This is a genomic window from Nocardia acidivorans NBRC 108247, assembly GCF_001625085.1.
In the GTDB taxonomy this organism is placed as follows: Bacteria; Actinomycetota; Actinomycetes; order Mycobacteriales; family Mycobacteriaceae; genus Nocardia; species Nocardia acidivorans.
This window is the reverse complement of the sequence record NZ_BDAW01000056.1, coordinates 35980-54283: the sequence shown is the minus strand read 5'-3', so window position 1 is coordinate 54283 and position 18304 is coordinate 35980. Positions and strand designations below refer to the sequence as shown.

Below are 18304 nucleotides of genomic sequence, written 5' to 3'. Positions count from 1 at the left end.
CCTCGGACGCGCGGGCGCGCCGGGATGTGCGCCGGGCCGCCGGATTGCTGGCCGAGCAGATCGCGGCTCCCGTGCGGGTGGCCTTCATCGCCACCGGTGAGCCCCGGGTGCCGGACGTGGTGGCGGCACTGCGGGAGCGGGGCGCGCGGCGGGTGTTCATCGCCTCGTACCTGCTGGCGCACGGGCTCTTCCACGAGCGATTGCATGCGGCGGGCGCGGACGGGGTCGCCGAGCCGATCGGCGTGCACCCCGCGATCGTTCGTTTGCTGATCGATCGCTATCGCCTGGCGGCGAGTACCCTGGGTGCCGTTCGCGTGGCCTGACCGAATCGCCGAAATCTCCGTTTGTTTGGCACTTCCCGCATTGCCGTGGCAATGTGCGGGGAAATTCCATTTCGCTCGGAGGGTTTTCTGGTGAAGAAGCTGATTGTCACCGCAGGTCTGATTGTCGGTTGTGCCGCAGGAGCTTTCGCTCCCGCGTCGGCCGCCCCGATGTACGACCCGTGGACGGCGTGCAAGGCCTCGGGCCTGTCCGATGAGGCGTGCAGTCAGCAGGTCAATGCCAATGATCCGGCCACCACCCCGGGTGCGGGCTTCGGCTGGACGGGTTCCGCGGCCGCCCGCTGACCGGAATCACCGCTCGACCATTCGCCGCGGCGGGCCGAGGATGACGGCATGTCCGATGCCGAACATCCCGCCCGCCGTGCCGGTCTCGCCTCCCAGGCCGCGGTGCGCGAGCATCGCAAGGCCGATTGGCTGGCGCTCTTCGCGGCCGACGCGCGGGTCGAGGACCCCATCGGCGTCTCCCCGTACGATCCGGGCGGCGACGGCCATCTCGGTCATGACGCCATCGCCGCCTTCTGGGATATGGCCATCGCCCCCAGTGCCATCGACTTCCGGATGACCGATTCCTATGCCTGCGGCGCCGAGGTGGCGTTCGTGGGGACCATTCGCAGTGCCCGTGCCGAACGCGTCACCGAGGTGGACGGCGTCTTCACCTATCGGGTGAACGCGGCCGGGAAAATCATTGCGCTGCGCGCCTTCTGGGAATTGAAACAAGCGCGCACCACAATCATCGGCAACTGAGGCTGCCGAGTATTTGCCAATTCGGTTCAGGCCCCGGGTGTCTGCAGTGCCGGGAACCAGATGTCGGTCAGCACGGTCGCGGCCTCCTCGGCCGAGACATCGATCGTCCCCTGCATGGCCCAGCGGGTGAAGAACCGCTCCAGCTGTGCCACCAGCAATTCGATCCGCAAACGCGCCTCGTCCTGCCGCGCCGCGGGCCAGCGCGAGAGATACGACGTCATCACCCCGGGCACGGCGAGAATGCCCTCGCGCGCGACCTCCCGGAACTCCGGTTCCAGCGCCGTCGCCTCGTCCCAGGCGGGCAGCAGGTCCTTGTACTCCTGGAACCAGTCGATGGACCGCCGCACCCAGGCCGCGAACTCCTCGCGTGATCCGGTGTCGAGCACATGGTCCAGATCCTCGTAGAAGATCTGCACGCTGGGCAGCGCACCCTGTTCGGCGATGGCGCGCAACACATCCGGCTTACCGGTGAAGTGCAGGTAGAAGGTGGCGCGGCTGCATCCGACGGCCGCGGCGATATCGTCCACCCGCACCGGCGCGTACCCCTGGGTGGTGAACAGTGCCTTGGCCGCGTCGATGAGCCGGCTGCGGGTGAGCCGCTTCTGCTCATCGCGCAGCGAGGTGCGCCGGGTGGTCGCCCCCGCGGGCTGCGGGAGGTCTGTCGCCGGTTCGGTCATGGGTGCTGGCCGCCTTGGTTCGGAGGTGGGGAAGCCGCCGGTGTGGCGGCCTTTTTCCGATGCTCGAGTCTACTTCTGTACGAGTTGCGCCCCTGATAGTAGACGTATGTTCATTCACTAGACGTGCTGTCTAGCGAATGCTAGCGTGTGTGTCACATCACGTCCGGCCCAGGATTGTGACCTGTGGTCGAAGCCAGGAGAGTGCATTGGAAACACGCGAGTTGCCCAGGGTGTGCGTCATCGGCGCGGGGCCGTCCGGTATCACGGCCGCTAAGCGGCTCGCCGAATACGGCATCCCCTTCGACTGCTATGAGGCCTCGGATCAGGTCGGCGGCAATTGGTACTTCAAGAATCCGAACGGCATGTCGGCCTGCTATCAGAGCCTGCATATCGACACCTCGAAATTCCGGCTCGCCTTCGAGGATTTCCCGGCCCCGGACGAATGGCCGGACTTCCCGCACCACACCCAGTTGCACCAGTACTTCAAGGATTACGTCGAGCACTTCGGCTTCGGTGATCGAATCATCCTGAACACCAAGGTGACCGACGCCAAGCGTGATGCGCAGGGCCTGTGGCAGATCACCACCGACACCGGCCGCACCGAAACCTATGATGTGCTGCTGGTCTGCAACGGTCACCACTGGGATCCGCGCATGCCGGACTACCCGGGCGAATTCAACGGTGTGCTCATGCATTCGCACGCCTACAACGATCCCTTCGATCCGATCGATATGCGCGGCAAGCGCATCGTGGTCGTGGGCATGGGCAATTCGGGGCTCGATATCGCCAGCGAGCTGTCGCAGCGCTTCATCGCCTCGAAGTTCTATCTCTCCGCGCGCCGCGGCGTCTGGGTGCTGCCCAAGTATGTGAACGGCAAGGTCGGCGACAAGGCGTCGGTGCCGCCCTGGATGCCGAAGAAGCTGGGGCTCAAGCTGAAACAGCGCTTCGTGGTCAAGAATCGCGGCCATATGGAGGATTACGGCCTGCCGAAGCCGGATCACCTGCCGTTCGAGGCGCATCCGTCGGCGAGCGAGGAATTCCTGCATCGCGCCGGCTGCGGTGACATCGTCTTCAAACCCGCCATCACCCGCCTCGACGGCGACAAGGTGCACTTCGCGGACGGCAGTGTGGAGGAGGTCGATGTGGTGGTGTGCGCCACCGGCTACCACATCAGCTTCCCGTTCTTCTCCGATCCGGAGTTGACCCCCGATGAGCGCAATAGGATTCCGCTGTACCGGCACATGATCAAGCCGGGGGTGGACAATCTCTTCTATCTCGGTCTGGCACAACCGATGCCGACCCTGGTCAACTTCGCCGAACAGCAGTCGAAGTTGGTCGCGGCCTACCTGACCGGTAACTACCATCTGCCGTCGCAGGCCGAGATGGTCGAGGTGATGCGGGCCAAGGAGCAGGAGCGCAGCGGTCAGTACTACGACTCCCCGCGGCACACCATCCAGACCGAATTCGAGCCCTATGTCCGCGATTTGAAGCGCGAGATCGAGCGCGGCGCCAAGCGCGCTGCCGCACAGGGCTATTCGCTGCCGGTACCGCCCCGCGCGAGCGCCAGAGTCTGAGAAAGGGGCGGAACAGATGAGCAACGTCGCTGGATTCTGTGCCGACGAATTCGCGGGAGTACGAGCCGCTTTCACCGAACAGGTGGAGTCGGGGGCCGAGCTGGGCGCCGCCCTGTGCGTGACCGTGGACGGCGATGCGGTGGTCGACCTGTGGGGCGGCCACGCCGATCCGGACCGCACTCGCCGCTGGGGCGCGGACACCCTGGTGAACACCTTCTCCATCACCAAGACCATGACGGCGCTGTGCGCGCTGCTGCTGGTCGACCGCGGTGAGTTGGACGTGTACCAGAAGGTGGCGCACTACTGGCCGCAGTTCGCGGCCAATGGCAAGGCCGATATCGAAGTGCGGCACCTGCTTTCGCATACCTCCGGGGTGTCCGGCTGGGCCACCGAGTTCCCGTTCCCGGACATCTACGACAATGTCGCCTCCGCCGCACTGCTGGCGGAGCAGGAGCCTTTCTGGGAGCCCGGCACCGCCTCGGGGTATCACGCCAACAACTACGGGCATCTGATCGGTGAACTGGTGCGGCGGATCGACGGGCGTTCGCTGGGCCGGTTCTTCGCACAGGAATTCGCCGAACCGCTCGGCGCGGATTTCCATATCGGCGGGGCCGCACAGTATTCCGAGCGCATCGCCACCCTGGTGCCGCCCGACTTCGGCACCTTCGATCAGGATCTGCTGCCCAAGGACAGCGTCCTGTACAAGACGCTGTTCCAGCCGCTGCTGGACTTCGAACTCTGCGCCACCCCGGGTTGGCTCGATGCCGAGATCGGTGGCATCAATGGGCAGGGCAATGCCCGCTCGGTGGCCCGGTTGCAGTCGGTGATCAGCAATGGCGGTGAGCTCGGCGGCCGGAAGTTCCTCTCGCCCAAGACCATCGACCTGATCTTCGACGAGCAGGCCGACGGTGTCGACCTGGCCGTGCTGATGCCGCTGCGGTTCGGTATCGGCTACGGCCTGCCGCAGGCGCACACCGCACCGGAGGTCCCCGTGGACGGCCGGGTGTGCTGGTGGGGCGGGCTCGGCGGCTCCATGGTCGTGAACGATCTGGACAACCGGGTGACCGTGGCCTACACCATGAATCGGATGGCCCCGGGGCTGATCGGCTCCGATCGCGCCAATGCCTACCTGAAGGCGGTTTTCGCCGTGGTGCGAGGCCGGTCGTGATAACGCTTTTTCCGGAACTACTGCCCGACGATATTCGAGGACTGCATTCATGACCAACGCCGTTGACTTCCAGGCCCTCGCGGCCCAGATCGCCGGAAAGCTCACCGGCCCGGGCGGGCCGTTCGAGATGACCGTGGAATCGGTGCTGGGCGCGACCATTCCGGTCTTCCGCAATCGGCATCGCTCACTGCTCGGGGTGCTGGAGGCGTCCAAGGACCTCGGCGACCGGGACTACCTGGTCGGCCCGGACTCCCGGCTCACCTTCGCCGAGCATTACGAGGCCGCGGGCGCGCTGGCGGCGGCGCTGACGCGGCGGTATGGCATCGGCAAGGGCGATCGCGTCGGCATTCTGGCGGCCAATACCCTCGAGTGGGTGCTGAGCTTCTGGGCGGTACAGCGCCTGGGCGCTATTCCGGTGGGCTACAACGCCTGGTGGGCGCCGCAGGAGATCGCCTACGGTCTCGAGCACACGCAGCCCGGTGTGGTGATCGCCGATGCCAGGCGGGCGGCGCTGCTGGCCGCGGCGGGTGCGGCCAGGCCGGTGCTCACCATGGAGGGCGACCTGCCGGAGCTGGTCAAGGAATTCGCGGGTGAGTACCCGAGCACCGAAGTGGGCGAAGAGGATCCGGCCTGCATCCTGTACACCAGCGGTACCACCGGTCGTCCCAAGGGCGTGGTGCATTCGCAGCGGAATATGGTGGCAATCAGCGACTATCACCGTTTCACCGATGCGCTGGCGGCGGGTTTGCGCGGGCAGCAGTGGGATGGATCGCCGACGAATCGGCGCTATCTGAACACCTCGCCGCTGTTCCACATCGCGAGCCTGCACAATCTGGTGATTCCGCGGCTCACCACCGGCGACGCCGTCATCTTCCACAGCGGCGGCTTCGATGCCGAGAAGATCCTGGGACTCATCGAATCCGAGCGCATCACCAACTGGGCGGCGGTGCCGACCATGGCCAGCCGCCTGCTCGATGAGGACGTTTCGCGCTTCGACCTGAGCTCGCTGGCGGCGCTGTCGCTCAATACCGCGCCGTCGTCACCCGCGCTGCACAATCGGTTGCGCGAACGCGTGCCGGTGGCGCAGGTGGCGCTGACCACCAGTTACGGCTGCACCGAGAGCGGCACCGCGGCCACCGTCGCGACGCCGCCGGACCTGGCCGCGAATCCGGAGACGGTGGGGCGGCCCATCATCGGTGTCTCGGTACAGATTCGGGACGCGGACGGCAATGTGGTGCCCGACGGCACCGAGGGCGAGATCTGCGTGCGCAGCCCGTACGTCATGCTCGGCTACTACAACGATCCGGCCGCCACCGCCGCCGCCATCGACGCCGAGCGCTGGCTGCGCACCGGTGATTTCGGCATGCTGGTCGACGGCCGTCTCCAAATGGCCGGTCGCCGTTCGGATCTGATTCTGCGCGGTGGCGAGAACGTGTATCCGGCGGAGATCGAGAACGCGCTCGACGAACATCCGCTGGTGCGCGAATCGGCCGTGCTGGGCGTCCCGCACGAGGATCTCGGTCAGGAGGTCGCCGCGATCATCGTTGTGGCGGACCCGGCTTCGGTCACCGAAGACGAACTGCGCGACCACGTCGCGCAGCGGCTCGCCTACTTCAAGGTGCCCGCGCGCTGGCTCATCACCGCCGATGCCCTGCCGCGCAACGCGACCGGCAAGGTGCTGCGTCGCGAACTATCCCTCGGGGAGTGAAGACCGTGTACGACACCATAATCAAGGACGGGCGCTGGTTCGACGGCACGGGCGCGCCCTCGGCCATTCGCGATATCGGCATCACCGACGGCCGGGTGGCGGCGGTCAGCGCCGAACCGCTCGACGAAACCGATTGCGGCCGGGTGATCGACGCGGCCGGGCGCTGGGTGCTGCCGGGCATGGTGGATATCCACACGCACTACGACGTGGAGGTGCTGCTGGATCCGACGCTGTCGGAATCGCTGCGGCACGGCGTGACCACCATTGTGCTCGGGTCCTGTTCGCTCTCCACCATTCACGTGAACGGCTCCGAGGCGGGTGACCTGTTCGGCCGGGTGGAGGCGATTCCGCATAAGTTCGTGGTGTCGGCGGTGGACGGGCTCAAGACCTGGAACAGCGCGCACGGCTATGTGACCGCGCTGGAATCGCTGCCGCTGGGCGCGAATCTGGCCGCCTTCATCGGGCATTCGGATATTCGGGCCGCGCAGATGGGGCTGGAGCGTTCCACCGACCCGGCGGTGACGCCGACCGAGTCGGAGCTGAAGGCCATGGAGCACAAGCTTTCCGAGGCCCTCGATGCCGGGTTCGTGGGCATGTCCTCGCAGCAGCTGCTCTTCGACAAGCTCGACGGTGAGGTGTGCCGGTCCCGCACGCTGCCCTCCACCTATGCCAGGCAGAAGGAGCGGCGGCGGCTGAATCGCATTCTGCGCGAACGCAAGCGGGCGCTACAGGGCGGCCCCGATGTGGCGCGCCCGCAGAGTCTGGTGGCCATGGCGGCGAGCAGCCTGGGCATCTTCCGGCCGAATCTGAAGGTGAGTCTGCTCTCGGCCGCCGATATCAAGGCGATTCCCGGTGTGGTGCGGATCTTCCCGCTCATCGGCAAGATCCTCAATCGCCTCGGCGGCGACTTCCGCTGGCAGCATCTGCCGGTGCCGTTCGAGGTCTACTCCGACGGTATCGATCTACCGGTGTTCGAGGAATTCGGTTCCGGCGCAGCGGCTTTGCATCTGTCGAATCAGATCGAGGAGCGGCGCGCCTTGCTCGCCGACGAGGAGTACCGGCGCTGGTTCCGCAAGGATTACGACAAGAAGTGGGGCCCGCGGGTCTGGCATCGGGACTTCTTCGACGCCGAGATCACCGAATGCCCCGATGAGAGCGTGATCGGCAAGACCTTCGGTCAGGTCGGCGTGGATCGCGGCGGCGTGCATCCGGTGGACGCCTTCCTGGATCTGGTGGTGGAGTACGGGCCCAAGGTGCGCTGGCGCACCACCATCTCCAATCACCGGCCGGAGGTCCTGGACAAGCTGGCCGCGGATCCCAGTGTGCAGCTGGGCTTTTCGGACGCTGGTGCGCATCTGCGCAATATGGCCTTCTACAACTTCGGATTGCGGCTGCTCGAGCGCGTGCACAAGGCGCAGCTGGCCGGTAAGCCGTTCATGACCATCGAGCACGCGGTGCATCGCGTCACCGGTGAGCTGGCCGACTGGTACGACCTGGATGCCGGGCATCTGCGGGTGGGTGATCGCGCCGATGTGGTGATCATCGATCCGATGTACCTGGACGAGAGCCTGGAGGAGTACGCGGAGAATCCGATTCCCGAGTACGACAACCTCTCTCGCATGGTCAATCGCAATGACAACACCGTGACCGCCGTCCTGGTGAACGGTGAGTACGTCTTCGGGCTGGGTGAGAAGTCCCCGGCACTCGGCACGCGGCGCAGCGGGCAGTTCCTGCGCGCCGGTCGCCGCGGATAACCAGGGAGATCGCAGTGAGCACAGCAAGATTCGACGGCAAGGTGGCCGTTGTGACCGGCGCGGCCTCCGGTATCGCCTCGGCCATCGCCACCGCGCTGGTGGCCGAGGGCGCCTCGGTGGTCGGCCTCGATATCGACCGGGCGGGCCTGGACAAGAAGGTCGCCGAACTCGGCGACGCCTTCGTCCCCGTGCTGGCGGATGTGACGGTGGAGGCACAGGTCGCCGCCGGAATCGGTGTTGCCGCAGAACGTTTCGGCCGCCTGGACGTGGCGTTCAATGTGGCGGGCGGCTCCCGAATCGGGGCCGTCACCGATCTCGACGAGGCGGACTGGGACTTCACCGTCGATCTGGTGCAGAAGAGCGTCTTCCTCTGCACCAAACACCAGGCCCGGTTGATGCGCGAGAACGGTGGCGGTGCCATCGTGAACGTCTCCTCGCTCGACGGCCGCGTCCCCATGCCCGGCGGCAGCCCGTACTCCACCGGCAAAGCCGGCGTGGTCATGTTCGGCAAGAATGCCGCACTCGAGTTGGCGCAGTATCGAATTCGAGTGAATTCTGTCCTGCCCGGTCTGGTGGACACCCCGCTCACCGCAGCGGTCATGGGCTATGAACCCGCGAAACAGATGTTCCTGGAACGGATTCCGCTCGGGGCGGCCGCGACCGCGGAGCAGGTAGCCGCACCCTGCCTGTTCCTGGCCAGTGACGACGCCTCCTACATCACCGGTACCGAGTTGGTGGTCGACGGCGGCTGGGAGATCAGCAACTTCCCGAATCTGGCCAAGCTGGCGGGATAACGCACCCCGTCCGATCCTCGACAGCCGGTCATCAGCGCACGCTGATGACCGGCTGTCGAGGATGGGGCCTCAAACTCGTGGGATCAGCCTATGGCGATGCCGTCGGCGCTGATCGTCGCCGAATCCAGACCGAGCATCTGCAGCAGGTACTCGCAGTCCAACGCATCCAGCGCATGACCTGCGACAGTGTGCCGAGCAAGCGTGTTCTGCTTGGCGCACGCCGCCTTCTCTGCCGCACGTGCCATGCCGAATTCGCTCTGCTCGTCGCGCAGGGTGGTCTGTCTCGTGTAGTTCATATGCCAGCTTCCCGGGCCGCGCCGGGTTGCCGTATCCGAATGGCTCGGGTCAACACCGCCTGACCTCACCCTACTGTGTTCGCCGGGCTATCGAAATGATATCCACCGATACCACACCCGAACGCAGGTCAACGGGGTGGAAGTACGGGCGCGTCCCAGGCTCGCGCGAAGCGGCGTTTATCGGCGGCGTTGGTTTCCTTGCTGCGATAGACGACGTAGGGACGGGTGAGGTAGCCGATGGGTGCCGAGAACATGTGGACCAGGCGCGTGTAGGGCCAGATGCCGATGAGGGTCAGCACGATCAGGCCGTGGGCCTGGAAGGTCCAGGGTGTGCCGACCATGAGGTCGGGGTGGGGATGGAGGGTGAACAGACTGCGGAACCAGGGCGAGACTGTTTCGCGGTAGTTGTAGGTGCCCCACAGCAGGTTGCTGCCCACCGTATTGAGCAGGCCGGTGATGAGCGCGCCCGCCAGCAGGACATACATGAGCTGGTCGTTGCGGGTGGTGGCCTTGCGGACCGCGGTCACGGTGACCCGGCGGTAGAGCAGTATGCCGATACCGGCGATGACCGCGATACCCGCGACCGTGCCCGCCGAGACGGCGACCACGTGATAGAGGTGCTCGGAGATGCCGACCGCATCGGTCCAGGTCTCGGGAATGAGGACGCCCAGGACGTGTCCACCGATGACGCCGAGCATGCCGAAATGGAATAGCGGGCTGCCCAGCCGCAGCAGCCGGGATTCGTAGACCTGGGAGGAGCGGGTGGTCCAGCCGAATTGGTCATTGCGGTAGCGCCACAGATGACCGAGCAGGAATGAGGTGAAGGCGACGTAGGGCAGGGTCAGCCAGAGGGCGGGGGTCATCGGCGGGCTTCCGATCCGGCGAAGGCCAGGGGGTCCATGGCGAAGGGTTCCAGGCCGACCTCTTCCTCGGGCGGACCCTGGGCGGCGAGTTCGGCAATGCGACGACGGTCCGCGGTGGTGACCGGCGGCAGCGTGGAGGTGACGGCCGTGAGAACGCCCGCATACGGAGATCCACTGTCGGACAACGAAAGTCGCAGTAGTTCCAGGACGGGGACGTGTTCGCCGAGCAGGCGTTCGCCGCCGACGGGGTCGACGGTGGCGGCGAACTCCAGCAGCACCGGGAGGTGGTCGGGGAGCTCCTCGTCACCGAGTTCCACGCCCGCCTGCCGGTAGGCGTGTTTGAAGCGCAGCAGCGCCATACCGCGTTTACGGGTGTCACCGTAGGCGTAGAAGGTCAGGTGCAGGCTCGCGCGCCGGCGCATATCGAAGGTCTCGACATACTGTTGAGCCAGGGTGATGGGGGAGGTAACGCGCAGGTGATTCAGGAAGCCCTCGAGGTGCGGGCGCACCGTGACAGGCAATTCGGCTGTGGCACTGGATAAATCGTCCAGCATGGCGAGGGTGCGCTCGTGCGGGTAGTCCAGCAGCAGGGCGGCGAGCCGCCACACCAGCTGCCGGTCTCGTTCGGCGAGCGCGACCACGGGTTCGGGGCGGCGGCGCAGGTTCAGCAGGCTCATCGGTGACCGCCAGTCGAAATCGGCTCGGCTACTTCGTCATCGGGATCGGACCCGGTGGTCGCGGCATCGCCGTTGCGAGTCGGCAGCAACCCGTCGGCGCTTTTGCCGTCCCAGTTGAGCAGGTTGATCCGGCCCGACTTCTCCTCCGGCGCCGCGCCATTGGTATCGGAGAGCTGGAATTTCTCGACGACCACATCGAGCGCGGTCATTCCCGGCCCGCCGTCGGTGTCCAGCGAACATCCGGTGGCGAGTGAATCCAGTTCGTGCGCACGGGAAGTCGCCCCATTGGGGATCACATAGCGGTGCTCGTACTTGGCGATGGCGAGCAGCCGATACATGGCCTCGATCTCCTCGGGTTCCAGGCCCACGGCGTCCGGAATCCCCATATCGGGTTCCTGCCCGAGATTGATCGACCGCATGAACGAGCGCATCCCGGCGAGGCGTTGCAGCGAGTCCCGCACCGGTTCGACATCACCCGCGGTGAACAGTTCGGCCAGGTATTCCAGGGGAATTCGCAATGCGTCGATGGCTCCGAACAGGTTCGAGGCATCCTCGCCGTCGTGCCCGGTCCGGGTGAGCGTATCCACCACCGGCGACAGCGGCGGCACGTACCAGACCATCGGCATGGTCCGGTACTCCGGATGCAGCGGCAGCGCGATCTTGTAGTCGACGATCAACTTGTAGACCGGTGAATCCTGTGCCGCCTGAATCCAATCCGGGGAGACGCCCGCCGCCTCGGCCTCGGCGATCACCCGCGGATCATGCGGATTGAGGAACACCCCGAGCTGCGCCGGATAAAGCTCTTTGTCGTTCTCGATCGAGGCCGCCTCGAGCACCGCGTCCGCGTCGTACAGCATGACGCCGATATACCGCAGCCGCCCGACGCAGGTCTCCGAGCACACCGTCGGAATGCCGACCTCCACGCGCGGATAGCAGAAGGTGCACTTCTCCGCCTTGCCGGTCTTGTGGTTGAAGTAGATCTTCTTGTACGGGCAGCTGCTGATGCACTGCCGCCAGCCCCGGCACTTGTCTTGATCGACAAGCACAATGCCGTCCTCGGAGCGTTTGTAGATCGCACCGGACGGGCAGGACGCCGCGCAGGACGGGTTCAGGCAGTGTTCGCAGATGCGCGGCAGGTAGAACATGAAGGTCTGCTCGAATTCGAGCTTCACCTGCTCGGACAGCTTGGCCAGCAGCGGATCCCTACCGACCTGTTCGGGTCCGGAGCCGAGTGAGTCATCCCAGTTCGCCCCCCAGGTGACCTCCGTATTCTCGCCCGTGATCAGGGATTTGGGCCGGGCCACCGGGGTGGTGTCCATCTGCGGGGCGGACAGCAGATTGTCGTAGTCGTAGCTCCACGGATCGTAGTAATCCGACACGGTGGGCAGATCCGGATTGGCGAAGAGGTTGAGCAGCCGCTTCACGCGGGATCCGGATTTGAGGGTGAGGCGGCCCCTCTTGTTGAGCGTCCACCCGCCCTTCCATTTCTCCTGATCCTCGTAGCGGCGCGGATAACCCTGTCCCGGACGGGTTTCCACATTGTTGAACCACACGTACTCGGTACCCGCGCGGTTGGTCCACGCCTGCTTACAGGTGACCGAGCAGGTATGACAGCCGATGCATTTGTCGAGATTCATCACCATCGCCAGCTGTGCCATGACGCGCATATCAGTACTCCACTTCTTGGCTGCGCTTGCGAATGGTGGTTACCTCATCGCGCTGATTTCCGGTGGGGCCGTGGTAGTTCAGCGCGAAGGACTGCTGGGCGTAGCCACCGATCAGATGCGAGGGCTTGATCATGATCCGGGTCAGCGCGTTGTGGATACCGCCGCGCTTGCCGCGGCCCTTGAATTCCTTCGCGCCCTCGGCATTCTCGGCCGGACCTTCGATACGCGGCACATTCACCGCGCGATCCTGGGCGTGGTACATGAACACGGTGCCCTCGGGCATCCGGTGCGAGACGATGGCGCGCGCCACCACCACCCCGTTGCGGTTGACGGCTTCGATCCAATCATTGTCGGCCACACCGATTTTCGCAGCATCGATCTCGGACATCCAGATCGCCTGACCGCCGCGCGAGAGTGTCAGCATATGCAGGTTGTCCTGGTACGCCGAGTGGATCGACCATTTGGAGTGCGGTGTCAGATAGCGCACGGTGACGCCGTTCTCGTTCACCGCGCCGATGCCGGGCTCACTGAACAGCGCCGTCATGTCCAGCGGCGGGCGATAGATCGGCAGCTGTTCCCCGAGTTCGATCATCCAATCGTGGTCGAGGTAGAAGTGCTGCCGCCCGGTGAGGGTGTGCCATGGCTTGAGCCGCTCGGTATTGATGGTGAACGGCGAGTACCTGCGCCCGCCGGTCTCACTGCCCGACCACTCCGGTGAGGTGATGACCGGCACCGGGCGAGCCTGGGTGTCCGCGAAGGTGATTCGTTTGCCCTCGTGTTCGGCGGCGAGATCGGCGAGCTGGGTGCCGGTGCGTTTCTCCAGCGTGTGGAAGCCTTCTACGGCGAGGCGGCCATTGGTGGTGCCCGAAAGCGCGAGAATGGTCTCGGCCGCGTGCGTGTCCTTGGCCAGCGACGGACGCCCCTGTGCCACACCGGAAACCACGGTGCCGTTCATACCCCTGAGGTACTCGACCTCGGCATCGGGAACGGTGGTGACGCCCTTGGTGGTGAGACCCATGCTTTCCACGAGTGGTCCGAGCGCGGCCATCTTCTCAGCGATATTCGGATAATCGCGTTCGACCACAACGATTTTCGGCATGGTCACGCCCGGTATGGGCTCACATTCGCCCTTCTTCCAATCCAGTACCCGCCCGCCGGCCTGGGCCAGCGCGTCGGCGGTGTCGTGCTGAAGCGGTACGGCGACAATGTCTTTACGCACACCGAGATGCTTCTCGGCCAGCCAGGAGAACCCGCGGGCGATGCGATGGAATGCCTCGAAGTCGGTGCGCGCCTCCCACGGCGGGGAGATGGCCGGGGTGAAGGCGTGTACGAACGGGTGCATATCGGTGGACGACAGATCGTGCTTCTCGTACCAGGTGGCCGCGGGCAGCACGATATCGGAGAAGAGCGTGGTGCTGGTCATCCGGAAGTCCAGGGAGAGCAGCAGATCCAGCTTCCCGGTGGGTGCGTCCTCCCGCCACACCAGTTCCTGCGGGCGCACGCCGTCGGCCTCACCGGTCTGGAGATTGGAGTCCGCTCCCAGCAGATGCCTGTGGAAGTACTCATTGCCCTTGCCCGAGGAGCCGAGTAGATTCGCCCGCCACACCGTGAGTACGCGCGGGAAGTTCTCCGGTGCGTCCGGATCCTCACACGCGAACCGCAGCTCACCGGATTTCAGCCCGCCGACCACATGGTCGGCGGCCGACTCACCGGCCGCCTCGGCCTCATCGGCGAGATCGAGGGGGTTCCGATTGAACGTCGGGTAGGACGGCATCCACCCCAAACGGGAAGCGAGCGCGATATTGTCGGCCGCCGTGCGCCCCGCGAACTTCCCGCTGCCCAGCGGTGAGGCGAAGGCTTCGGAGGTGAACGGGTCGTAGCGCCACTGGTCATTGGTGAGGTACCAGAACACCGTGCCCTGCATCTGACGTGGCGGCCGCTGCCAGTCCGAAGCGAAAGCCAGTGTGGACCAACCGGTTACGGGTCGGCACTTCTCCTGACCCACATAATGCGCCCAGCCGCCGCCGTTCACGCCCTGGCAGCCGGTGAGCAGGGTGAGGGTGAAGAAGGCGCGGTAGATCTGATCCGAGTGGAACCAGTGATTGGTACCGGCACCCATAAGAATCATCGACCGGCCACCGGAACGGTCGGCGTTATCGGCGAATTCGCGTGCGATGCGCTCACATTGCCGCGCGGGGACGCCGGTGATCGTCTCCTGCCAGGCCGGGGTGTACGGCTCACTCGGATCGTCGTACCCGGTCGGCCAACTTCCGGGCAGGCCCGGCCGCGCGACACCGTACTGCGCCAGCAGCAGATCGAACACCGTCGTCACCCGCTTGCCCGCGATGACGGTGGTCGGCACGCCGCGGGTGAGGACCTCCGCTGTCGGCCCGTCGAATCGTGGGAACTGCACGGCCGCAGCACCGTCGGTGCGGCCGTGCAGGGTCAACAGGGGATCGACATCCCCGAGATCGAGGTTCCAACGGCCCGCGCCCTCCTCGGTGAAGCGATGGCCGAGGGATCCATTGGGCACCTGTGGTTTTCCGTCCGCATCCAACAATACGGGCTGGAATTCCACGCTCTCCCCGGCGATTCCGAGGTCGGCGGCGGTCAAGAACTTACCGGGTACCGCGACGCCGTCCTTCTCGTTCAGGGCGATCAGGTACGGCAGGTCGGTGTAGCGTTTGACGTAATCGTCGAACCGCTCGGTTCGCTTGTCCACGAAGAACTCTCGCAGCACCACCTGACCCATGGCCATGGCCAGCGCGGCATCGGTGCCGGGGCGCGCGGGCACCCATTCGTCGGCGAACTTGGTGTTGTCGGCGTAGTCGGGGGAGACCACCACGACCTTCTGTCCGCGGTAGCGCGCCTCGGTCATATAGTGCGCGTCCGGGGTGCGGGTGACCGGGACATTGGAGCCCCACATGATCAGGTATCCGGCATCGAACCAGTCGGCGGATTCGGGCACATCGGTCTGGTCGCCGAAGACCTGCGGCGAGGCCACCGGCAGGTCCGCGTACCAGTCGTAGAACGACAGCATGGAGCCGCCGATCAGCGAAATGAACCGTGCGCCAACGGCATGCGAGACCATGGACATGGCCGGAATGGGGGAGAATCCGGCCACCCGATCGGGACCGTACTTCTTGATCGTGTGCACATGTGCGGCGGCGGCGATCTCCGCGGCCTCCCACCATTCGGCGCGGACGAAGCCGCCCTTACCGCGCGCGGACTTGTAGGTCTTGGCCGCCTCCGGGTCCTCGACAATCGATTCCCACGCCAGTACCGGATCCTTGAGCCGGGTCTTGGCCTCGCGGTACAACTCCAACAGCACCCCCCGCACATACGGATACCGAATGCGCGCAGGGGAATAGGTGTACCAGGAGAACGACGCCCCGCGCGGGCAGCCGCGCGGTTCGTACTCCGGCTTGTCCGCGCCGACGGACGGGTAATCGGTCTGCTGCGACTCCCAGGTGATCACGCCGTCCTTGACATAGATCTTCCAGGAGCACGATCCGGTGCAGTTCACCCCGTGTGTGGAGCGCACCACCTTGTCATGCGACCAGCGGTCGCGATAGAACTCGTCGGCGTCGCGCCCGCCCACCTGATGCAGGGTGCGCAGATCGCCCGAGACCTCACCGCGATGGAAGTATTTACCCAATCGGAGCAGTGCATCGCCGGAGGAGTTTCCGGTGCGCGAGTTAGCCATGATGCCCCTATCGAGTGCGAAGAACCGGGCTGCTGGCTCGACTGTAAAGACGTGCGGGCGGCCCGCAAAATGGTTCTCTCACAGTGCGCTGGGGACCATTGTGAGCTGTGAGGTCGGCGCAACCTGGCGGTCACTGCCCAGTCGCGATGGGTGCCCGGCTGTTCCGCCCCGACCTGCGCGGATGCGCTTCGAGAGGGTAAATATTGTGGTTATACAGGGGTTTTCGGCCGCTCGCGGTGATGCTTCGGAAACGACCGGTTCTCTCGCGGTTTACATTTGTTAACAGGAGATCGACTCGAAATGCGATTGCTATCGGATCGCTGGTGAATATCCCGCGTCCCGTGCGAAGCCTCCCCTAGGGTGGCGGGCATGCACCGATTCGAGGGCGTCATCCATTCGGCCCGTGGCGGTGGCGCGTATATCCCCATTCCCGCCGACATCATCACCGCACTCGGCGGCGGCGGGCGCATTCCGGTGTGCGCGACGTTCGACGGGATTCCGTACCGGGGATCGATCACCTCCATGGGGGAGGGGCCGTGCCTGGGGATGCTCGAGACCATCCGCGCCGAGTTGGGAAAAGAGGCGGGCGAGACGGTGAGCGTGACGGTGCAGCGCGATGCCGCCGAACGCACCGTCGAGGTTCCCGGGGAACTGGCCACCGCGCTCGCGGTGGCCGAGGTCCGGGAAGCCTTCGACGGGTTGTCCTATACCGCTCGGCGTGAGCATGTGCGGGGGGTTGTCGAGGCCAAGCGCCCGGAGACGCGGGCTAAGCGGATCGCGAAGGCTGTGGATGCGGCGCGGGAGCGTAAAGGGTGAGTTCCAGGGCGGTGCGCAGCGCCGCCGTCGGATCGGCGGGCAATTCCGGTGCGCGCCAAGCGATTATCTGATCGGGACGCACCAGCAGTGCGCCGTTGTACTCGATACCGACTGTCTCGCAGTAGCTTTCGTCGATCTCGTGGCTCACGATACCCGCCTGAACGGCCGCCGCGCGCCAAGTGGTCCCGGCCGGACCGGTGAGCAGCACGTATTCGGTCCCGATGAGATCGAGCGTCGAACGGTCCGGTGTGAGGAAGGTATGCGGCAGTCGCGTACCCGGCTGACCGGACACATCCAGGCGTTCCATGGTGTGCTCACTCTCATCGTCAATGAAAGCTCCTGCCGGATAACGGTTTCCGAGAATCAGTGCGATCGGATCGGCCAAGGGTGAGCCATCCGCGGAGATCTTGTTCATGGTGCGCAGGTTGGCGGTGCGAATACTGGACTGATCGGCTATGAACCAGCCGACCGGATGACGTTCGGCCTGATAGGAGTCCAAGAGCGCGGGGTCCGCGACACCGTGCAGCACCCGCGCCAGCTTCCAGGCCAGATTATGCGCATCCTCGATACCGGTATTCGCGCCCGCGGCGGCGAAGGGCGGCATGACATGTGCCGCATCGCCCGCCAGGAAGACTCGCCCCGAGCGGAAGCTGTCGGCGACGAACATGCCCGGCTCCCAGTTCATTACGCTGAGCACCTCGATATCGATATCGGAGACGCCGATGGCACTGCGCAGGGCCCCCGGCCACTCCGTCGCCGGGCGATCCAGACCCGCCCCGCTGGTGAAGATCCACCGTCGCACGCCGTCGATGGCGGCGAAAGCCCCTGGAACATGGTCGTTCTCGATCTGGCACAGGTTGAATTCGCGTCCGCGAACGAGATCGGTGAGATCGGCGCGGAAGTACACATTCACCGCCTTGCCGAGGGTGCCGCGACCACTGCGGCCGATACCGAGCCGCTCCCGGATCGGGCTGTTCGCGCCGTCGGCGGCAATCAGGTAGTCGGCACGCAACCGCCGCACCGAACCATCGGCCGCGCGCAGGGTGACATGGATTCCCCCGGCGGGTCCGCCGCCCTCATCCTGAAAATCGATGAGCTCCACCCCGAATCGCACATCCGCGCCCCGTGTCTCGGCGATTTCCCGAAGCACCGGTTCGAGCAGATCCTGCGCGCAGAGACAGGCCCCGGCCGGGGTGATGGCATCCCAGTCGGGCGGCCCGCCCGGCAGCATGAACGGCAGCCGCTCCGACTCGGCGAGCGTCGGCCCCGCCGCCATGTGCTGATAGCTCGCCAGCCCCCGAGCCGCCTCGAAGACCCGATCGGCGATCCCGAGCTGCCGGAACAGCTCCATGGTCCGGATATTGATCCGCCGTGCCTTGGGCTGCGGTGAGGTGGTCACGCGCCGCTCGACCACCGTCACCTCCACCCCTTGGCCGCGCAGGAACAGTGCGGCGCACAGTCCGACCAGGCCGCCGCCGACCACCACTACGCGCGGTTCGTGTACTTCGTACATCATGTG

Annotated in this window: 16 protein-coding genes; 9 read left to right on the top strand and 7 right to left on the bottom strand. The window is 65.5% G+C overall.

Annotation, left to right across the window (positions count from 1 at the left end):
* From NA10_RS26095 to NA10_RS26085, 3 genes are all read left to right on the top strand, one after another.
* Positions 1 to 323: CbiX/SirB N-terminal domain-containing protein (locus NA10_RS26095; RefSeq protein WP_281180250.1), on the top strand; the 323-nt coding region annotated here is incomplete at its 5' end.
* Positions 324 to 413: 90 nt separating this feature from the next.
* Complete coding sequence (locus NA10_RS26090) at positions 414 to 626, top strand: hypothetical protein (protein WP_067572502.1); 213 nt, start codon at positions 414 to 416, stop codon at positions 624 to 626.
* Positions 627 to 674: 48 nt separating this feature from the next.
* Entirely contained in the window at positions 675 to 1085 is a 411-nt protein-coding gene (locus NA10_RS26085; RefSeq protein WP_067572500.1) for a nuclear transport factor 2 family protein, read from the top strand.
* 26 nt (positions 1086 to 1111) lie between these two features.
* Here the strand turns inward: NA10_RS26085 and NA10_RS26080 are convergent, their stop codons facing one another.
* Positions 1112 to 1762: a TetR/AcrR family transcriptional regulator gene (locus tag NA10_RS26080; RefSeq protein ID WP_067572498.1), complete on the bottom strand. Its 651-nt coding sequence runs from the start codon at positions 1760 to 1762 to the stop codon at positions 1112 to 1114.
* A 206-nt stretch (positions 1763 to 1968) separates the two neighbouring features.
* On the opposite strand from NA10_RS26080, the gene NA10_RS26075 reads away from it, so the two are divergent.
* The 5 genes from NA10_RS26075 to NA10_RS26055 are packed head-to-tail and all read left to right on the top strand — an operon-like array spanning position 1969 to position 8760.
* On the top strand, positions 1969 to 3336 hold the full coding sequence (locus tag NA10_RS26075; RefSeq protein WP_245677902.1) for a flavin-containing monooxygenase: 1368 nt from the start codon (positions 1969 to 1971) through the stop codon (positions 3334 to 3336).
* A 16-nt stretch (positions 3337 to 3352) separates the two neighbouring features.
* On the top strand, positions 3353 to 4504 hold the full coding sequence (locus NA10_RS26070) for a serine hydrolase domain-containing protein (RefSeq protein ID WP_067572494.1): 1152 nt from the start codon (positions 3353 to 3355) through the stop codon (positions 4502 to 4504).
* 49 nt (positions 4505 to 4553) lie between these two features.
* Positions 4554 to 6212: a steroid-24-oyl-CoA synthetase gene (gene casG, locus NA10_RS26065; protein WP_067572493.1), complete on the top strand. Its 1659-nt coding sequence runs from the start codon at positions 4554 to 4556 to the stop codon at positions 6210 to 6212.
* A gap of 5 nt (positions 6213 to 6217) precedes the next feature.
* Positions 6218 to 7966 (top strand): N-acyl-D-amino-acid deacylase family protein, encoded by a 1749-nt coding sequence (locus tag NA10_RS26060; RefSeq protein WP_067572522.1) that lies wholly within the window; start codon positions 6218 to 6220, stop codon positions 7964 to 7966.
* A 14-nt stretch (positions 7967 to 7980) separates the two neighbouring features.
* On the top strand, positions 7981 to 8760 hold the full coding sequence (locus NA10_RS26055) for an SDR family NAD(P)-dependent oxidoreductase (RefSeq protein ID WP_245677901.1): 780 nt from the start codon (positions 7981 to 7983) through the stop codon (positions 8758 to 8760).
* A gap of 83 nt (positions 8761 to 8843) precedes the next feature.
* Here NA10_RS26055 and NA10_RS26050 read toward each other — a convergent pair whose 3' ends face one another.
* From NA10_RS26050 to NA10_RS26030, 5 genes are all read right to left on the bottom strand, one after another.
* Positions 8844 to 9056 (bottom strand): hypothetical protein, encoded by a 213-nt coding sequence (locus tag NA10_RS26050; protein WP_067572489.1) that lies wholly within the window; start codon positions 9054 to 9056, stop codon positions 8844 to 8846.
* Between the two features lie 128 nt (positions 9057 to 9184).
* Positions 9185 to 9919, bottom strand: a complete 735-nt coding sequence (narI, locus tag NA10_RS26045) for a respiratory nitrate reductase subunit gamma (RefSeq protein ID WP_067572487.1) — start codon at positions 9917 to 9919, stop codon at positions 9185 to 9187.
* Complete coding sequence (narJ, locus tag NA10_RS26040; RefSeq protein WP_067572485.1) at positions 9916 to 10596, bottom strand: nitrate reductase molybdenum cofactor assembly chaperone; 681 nt, start codon at positions 10594 to 10596, stop codon at positions 9916 to 9918. The genes narI and narJ overlap by 4 nt, the downstream gene beginning before the upstream one ends.
* The gene (narH, locus tag NA10_RS26035) at positions 10593 to 12254 is read right to left on the bottom strand and encodes a nitrate reductase subunit beta (RefSeq protein ID WP_067572520.1); all 1662 of its coding nucleotides are present in this window, start codon (positions 12252 to 12254) and stop codon (positions 10593 to 10595) included. The genes narJ and narH overlap by 4 nt, the downstream gene beginning before the upstream one ends.
* Before the next feature lie 10 nt (positions 12255 to 12264).
* Positions 12265 to 15969 (bottom strand): nitrate reductase subunit alpha, encoded by a 3705-nt coding sequence (locus NA10_RS26030; protein WP_067572483.1) that lies wholly within the window; start codon positions 15967 to 15969, stop codon positions 12265 to 12267.
* A 369-nt stretch (positions 15970 to 16338) separates the two neighbouring features.
* Here NA10_RS26030 and NA10_RS26025 point away from each other — a divergent pair, with 369 nt between their 5' ends.
* Positions 16339 to 16785 carry a YdeI/OmpD-associated family protein gene (locus NA10_RS26025; RefSeq protein ID WP_067572516.1) on the top strand — a complete coding sequence of 149 codons (447 nt, stop codon included), beginning with the start codon at positions 16339 to 16341 and terminating at the stop codon, positions 16783 to 16785.
* Here the strand turns inward: NA10_RS26025 and NA10_RS26020 are convergent.
* Positions 16736 to 18301, bottom strand: coding sequence for an FAD-dependent oxidoreductase (locus tag NA10_RS26020; protein ID WP_245677900.1), 1566 nt, complete (start codon positions 18299 to 18301; stop codon positions 16736 to 16738). The genes NA10_RS26025 and NA10_RS26020 overlap by 50 nt on opposite strands.
* Positions 18302 to 18304 lie beyond the last annotated feature (3 nt).

Coding starts and splice junctions, on each gene's coding strand:
- NA10_RS26085 (WP_067572500.1), top strand. CDS start 675: ATGTCCGATGCCGAACATCCCGCCCGCCGTGCCGGTCTCGCCTCCCAG.
- NA10_RS26080 (WP_067572498.1), bottom strand. CDS start 1,762: ATGACCGAACCGGCGACAGACCTCCCGCAGCCCGCGGGGGCGACCACC.
- NA10_RS26070 (WP_067572494.1), top strand. CDS start 3,353: ATGAGCAACGTCGCTGGATTCTGTGCCGACGAATTCGCGGGAGTACGA.
- casG (WP_067572493.1), top strand. CDS start 4,554: ATGACCAACGCCGTTGACTTCCAGGCCCTCGCGGCCCAGATCGCCGGA.
- NA10_RS26050 (WP_067572489.1), bottom strand. CDS start 9,056: ATGAACTACACGAGACAGACCACCCTGCGCGACGAGCAGAGCGAATTC.
- narI (WP_067572487.1), bottom strand. CDS start 9,919: ATGACCCCCGCCCTCTGGCTGACCCTGCCCTACGTCGCCTTCACCTCA.
- narJ (WP_067572485.1), bottom strand. CDS start 10,596: ATGAGCCTGCTGAACCTGCGCCGCCGCCCCGAACCCGTGGTCGCGCTC.
- narH (WP_067572520.1), bottom strand. CDS start 12,254: ATGGCACAGCTGGCGATGGTGATGAATCTCGACAAATGCATCGGCTGT.
- NA10_RS26030 (WP_067572483.1), bottom strand. CDS start 15,969: ATGGCTAACTCGCGCACCGGAAACTCCTCCGGCGATGCACTGCTCCGA.
- NA10_RS26025 (WP_067572516.1), top strand. CDS start 16,339: ATGCACCGATTCGAGGGCGTCATCCATTCGGCCCGTGGCGGTGGCGCG.
- NA10_RS26020 (WP_245677900.1), bottom strand. CDS start 18,301: ATGATGTACGAAGTACACGAACCGCGCGTAGTGGTGGTCGGCGGCGGC.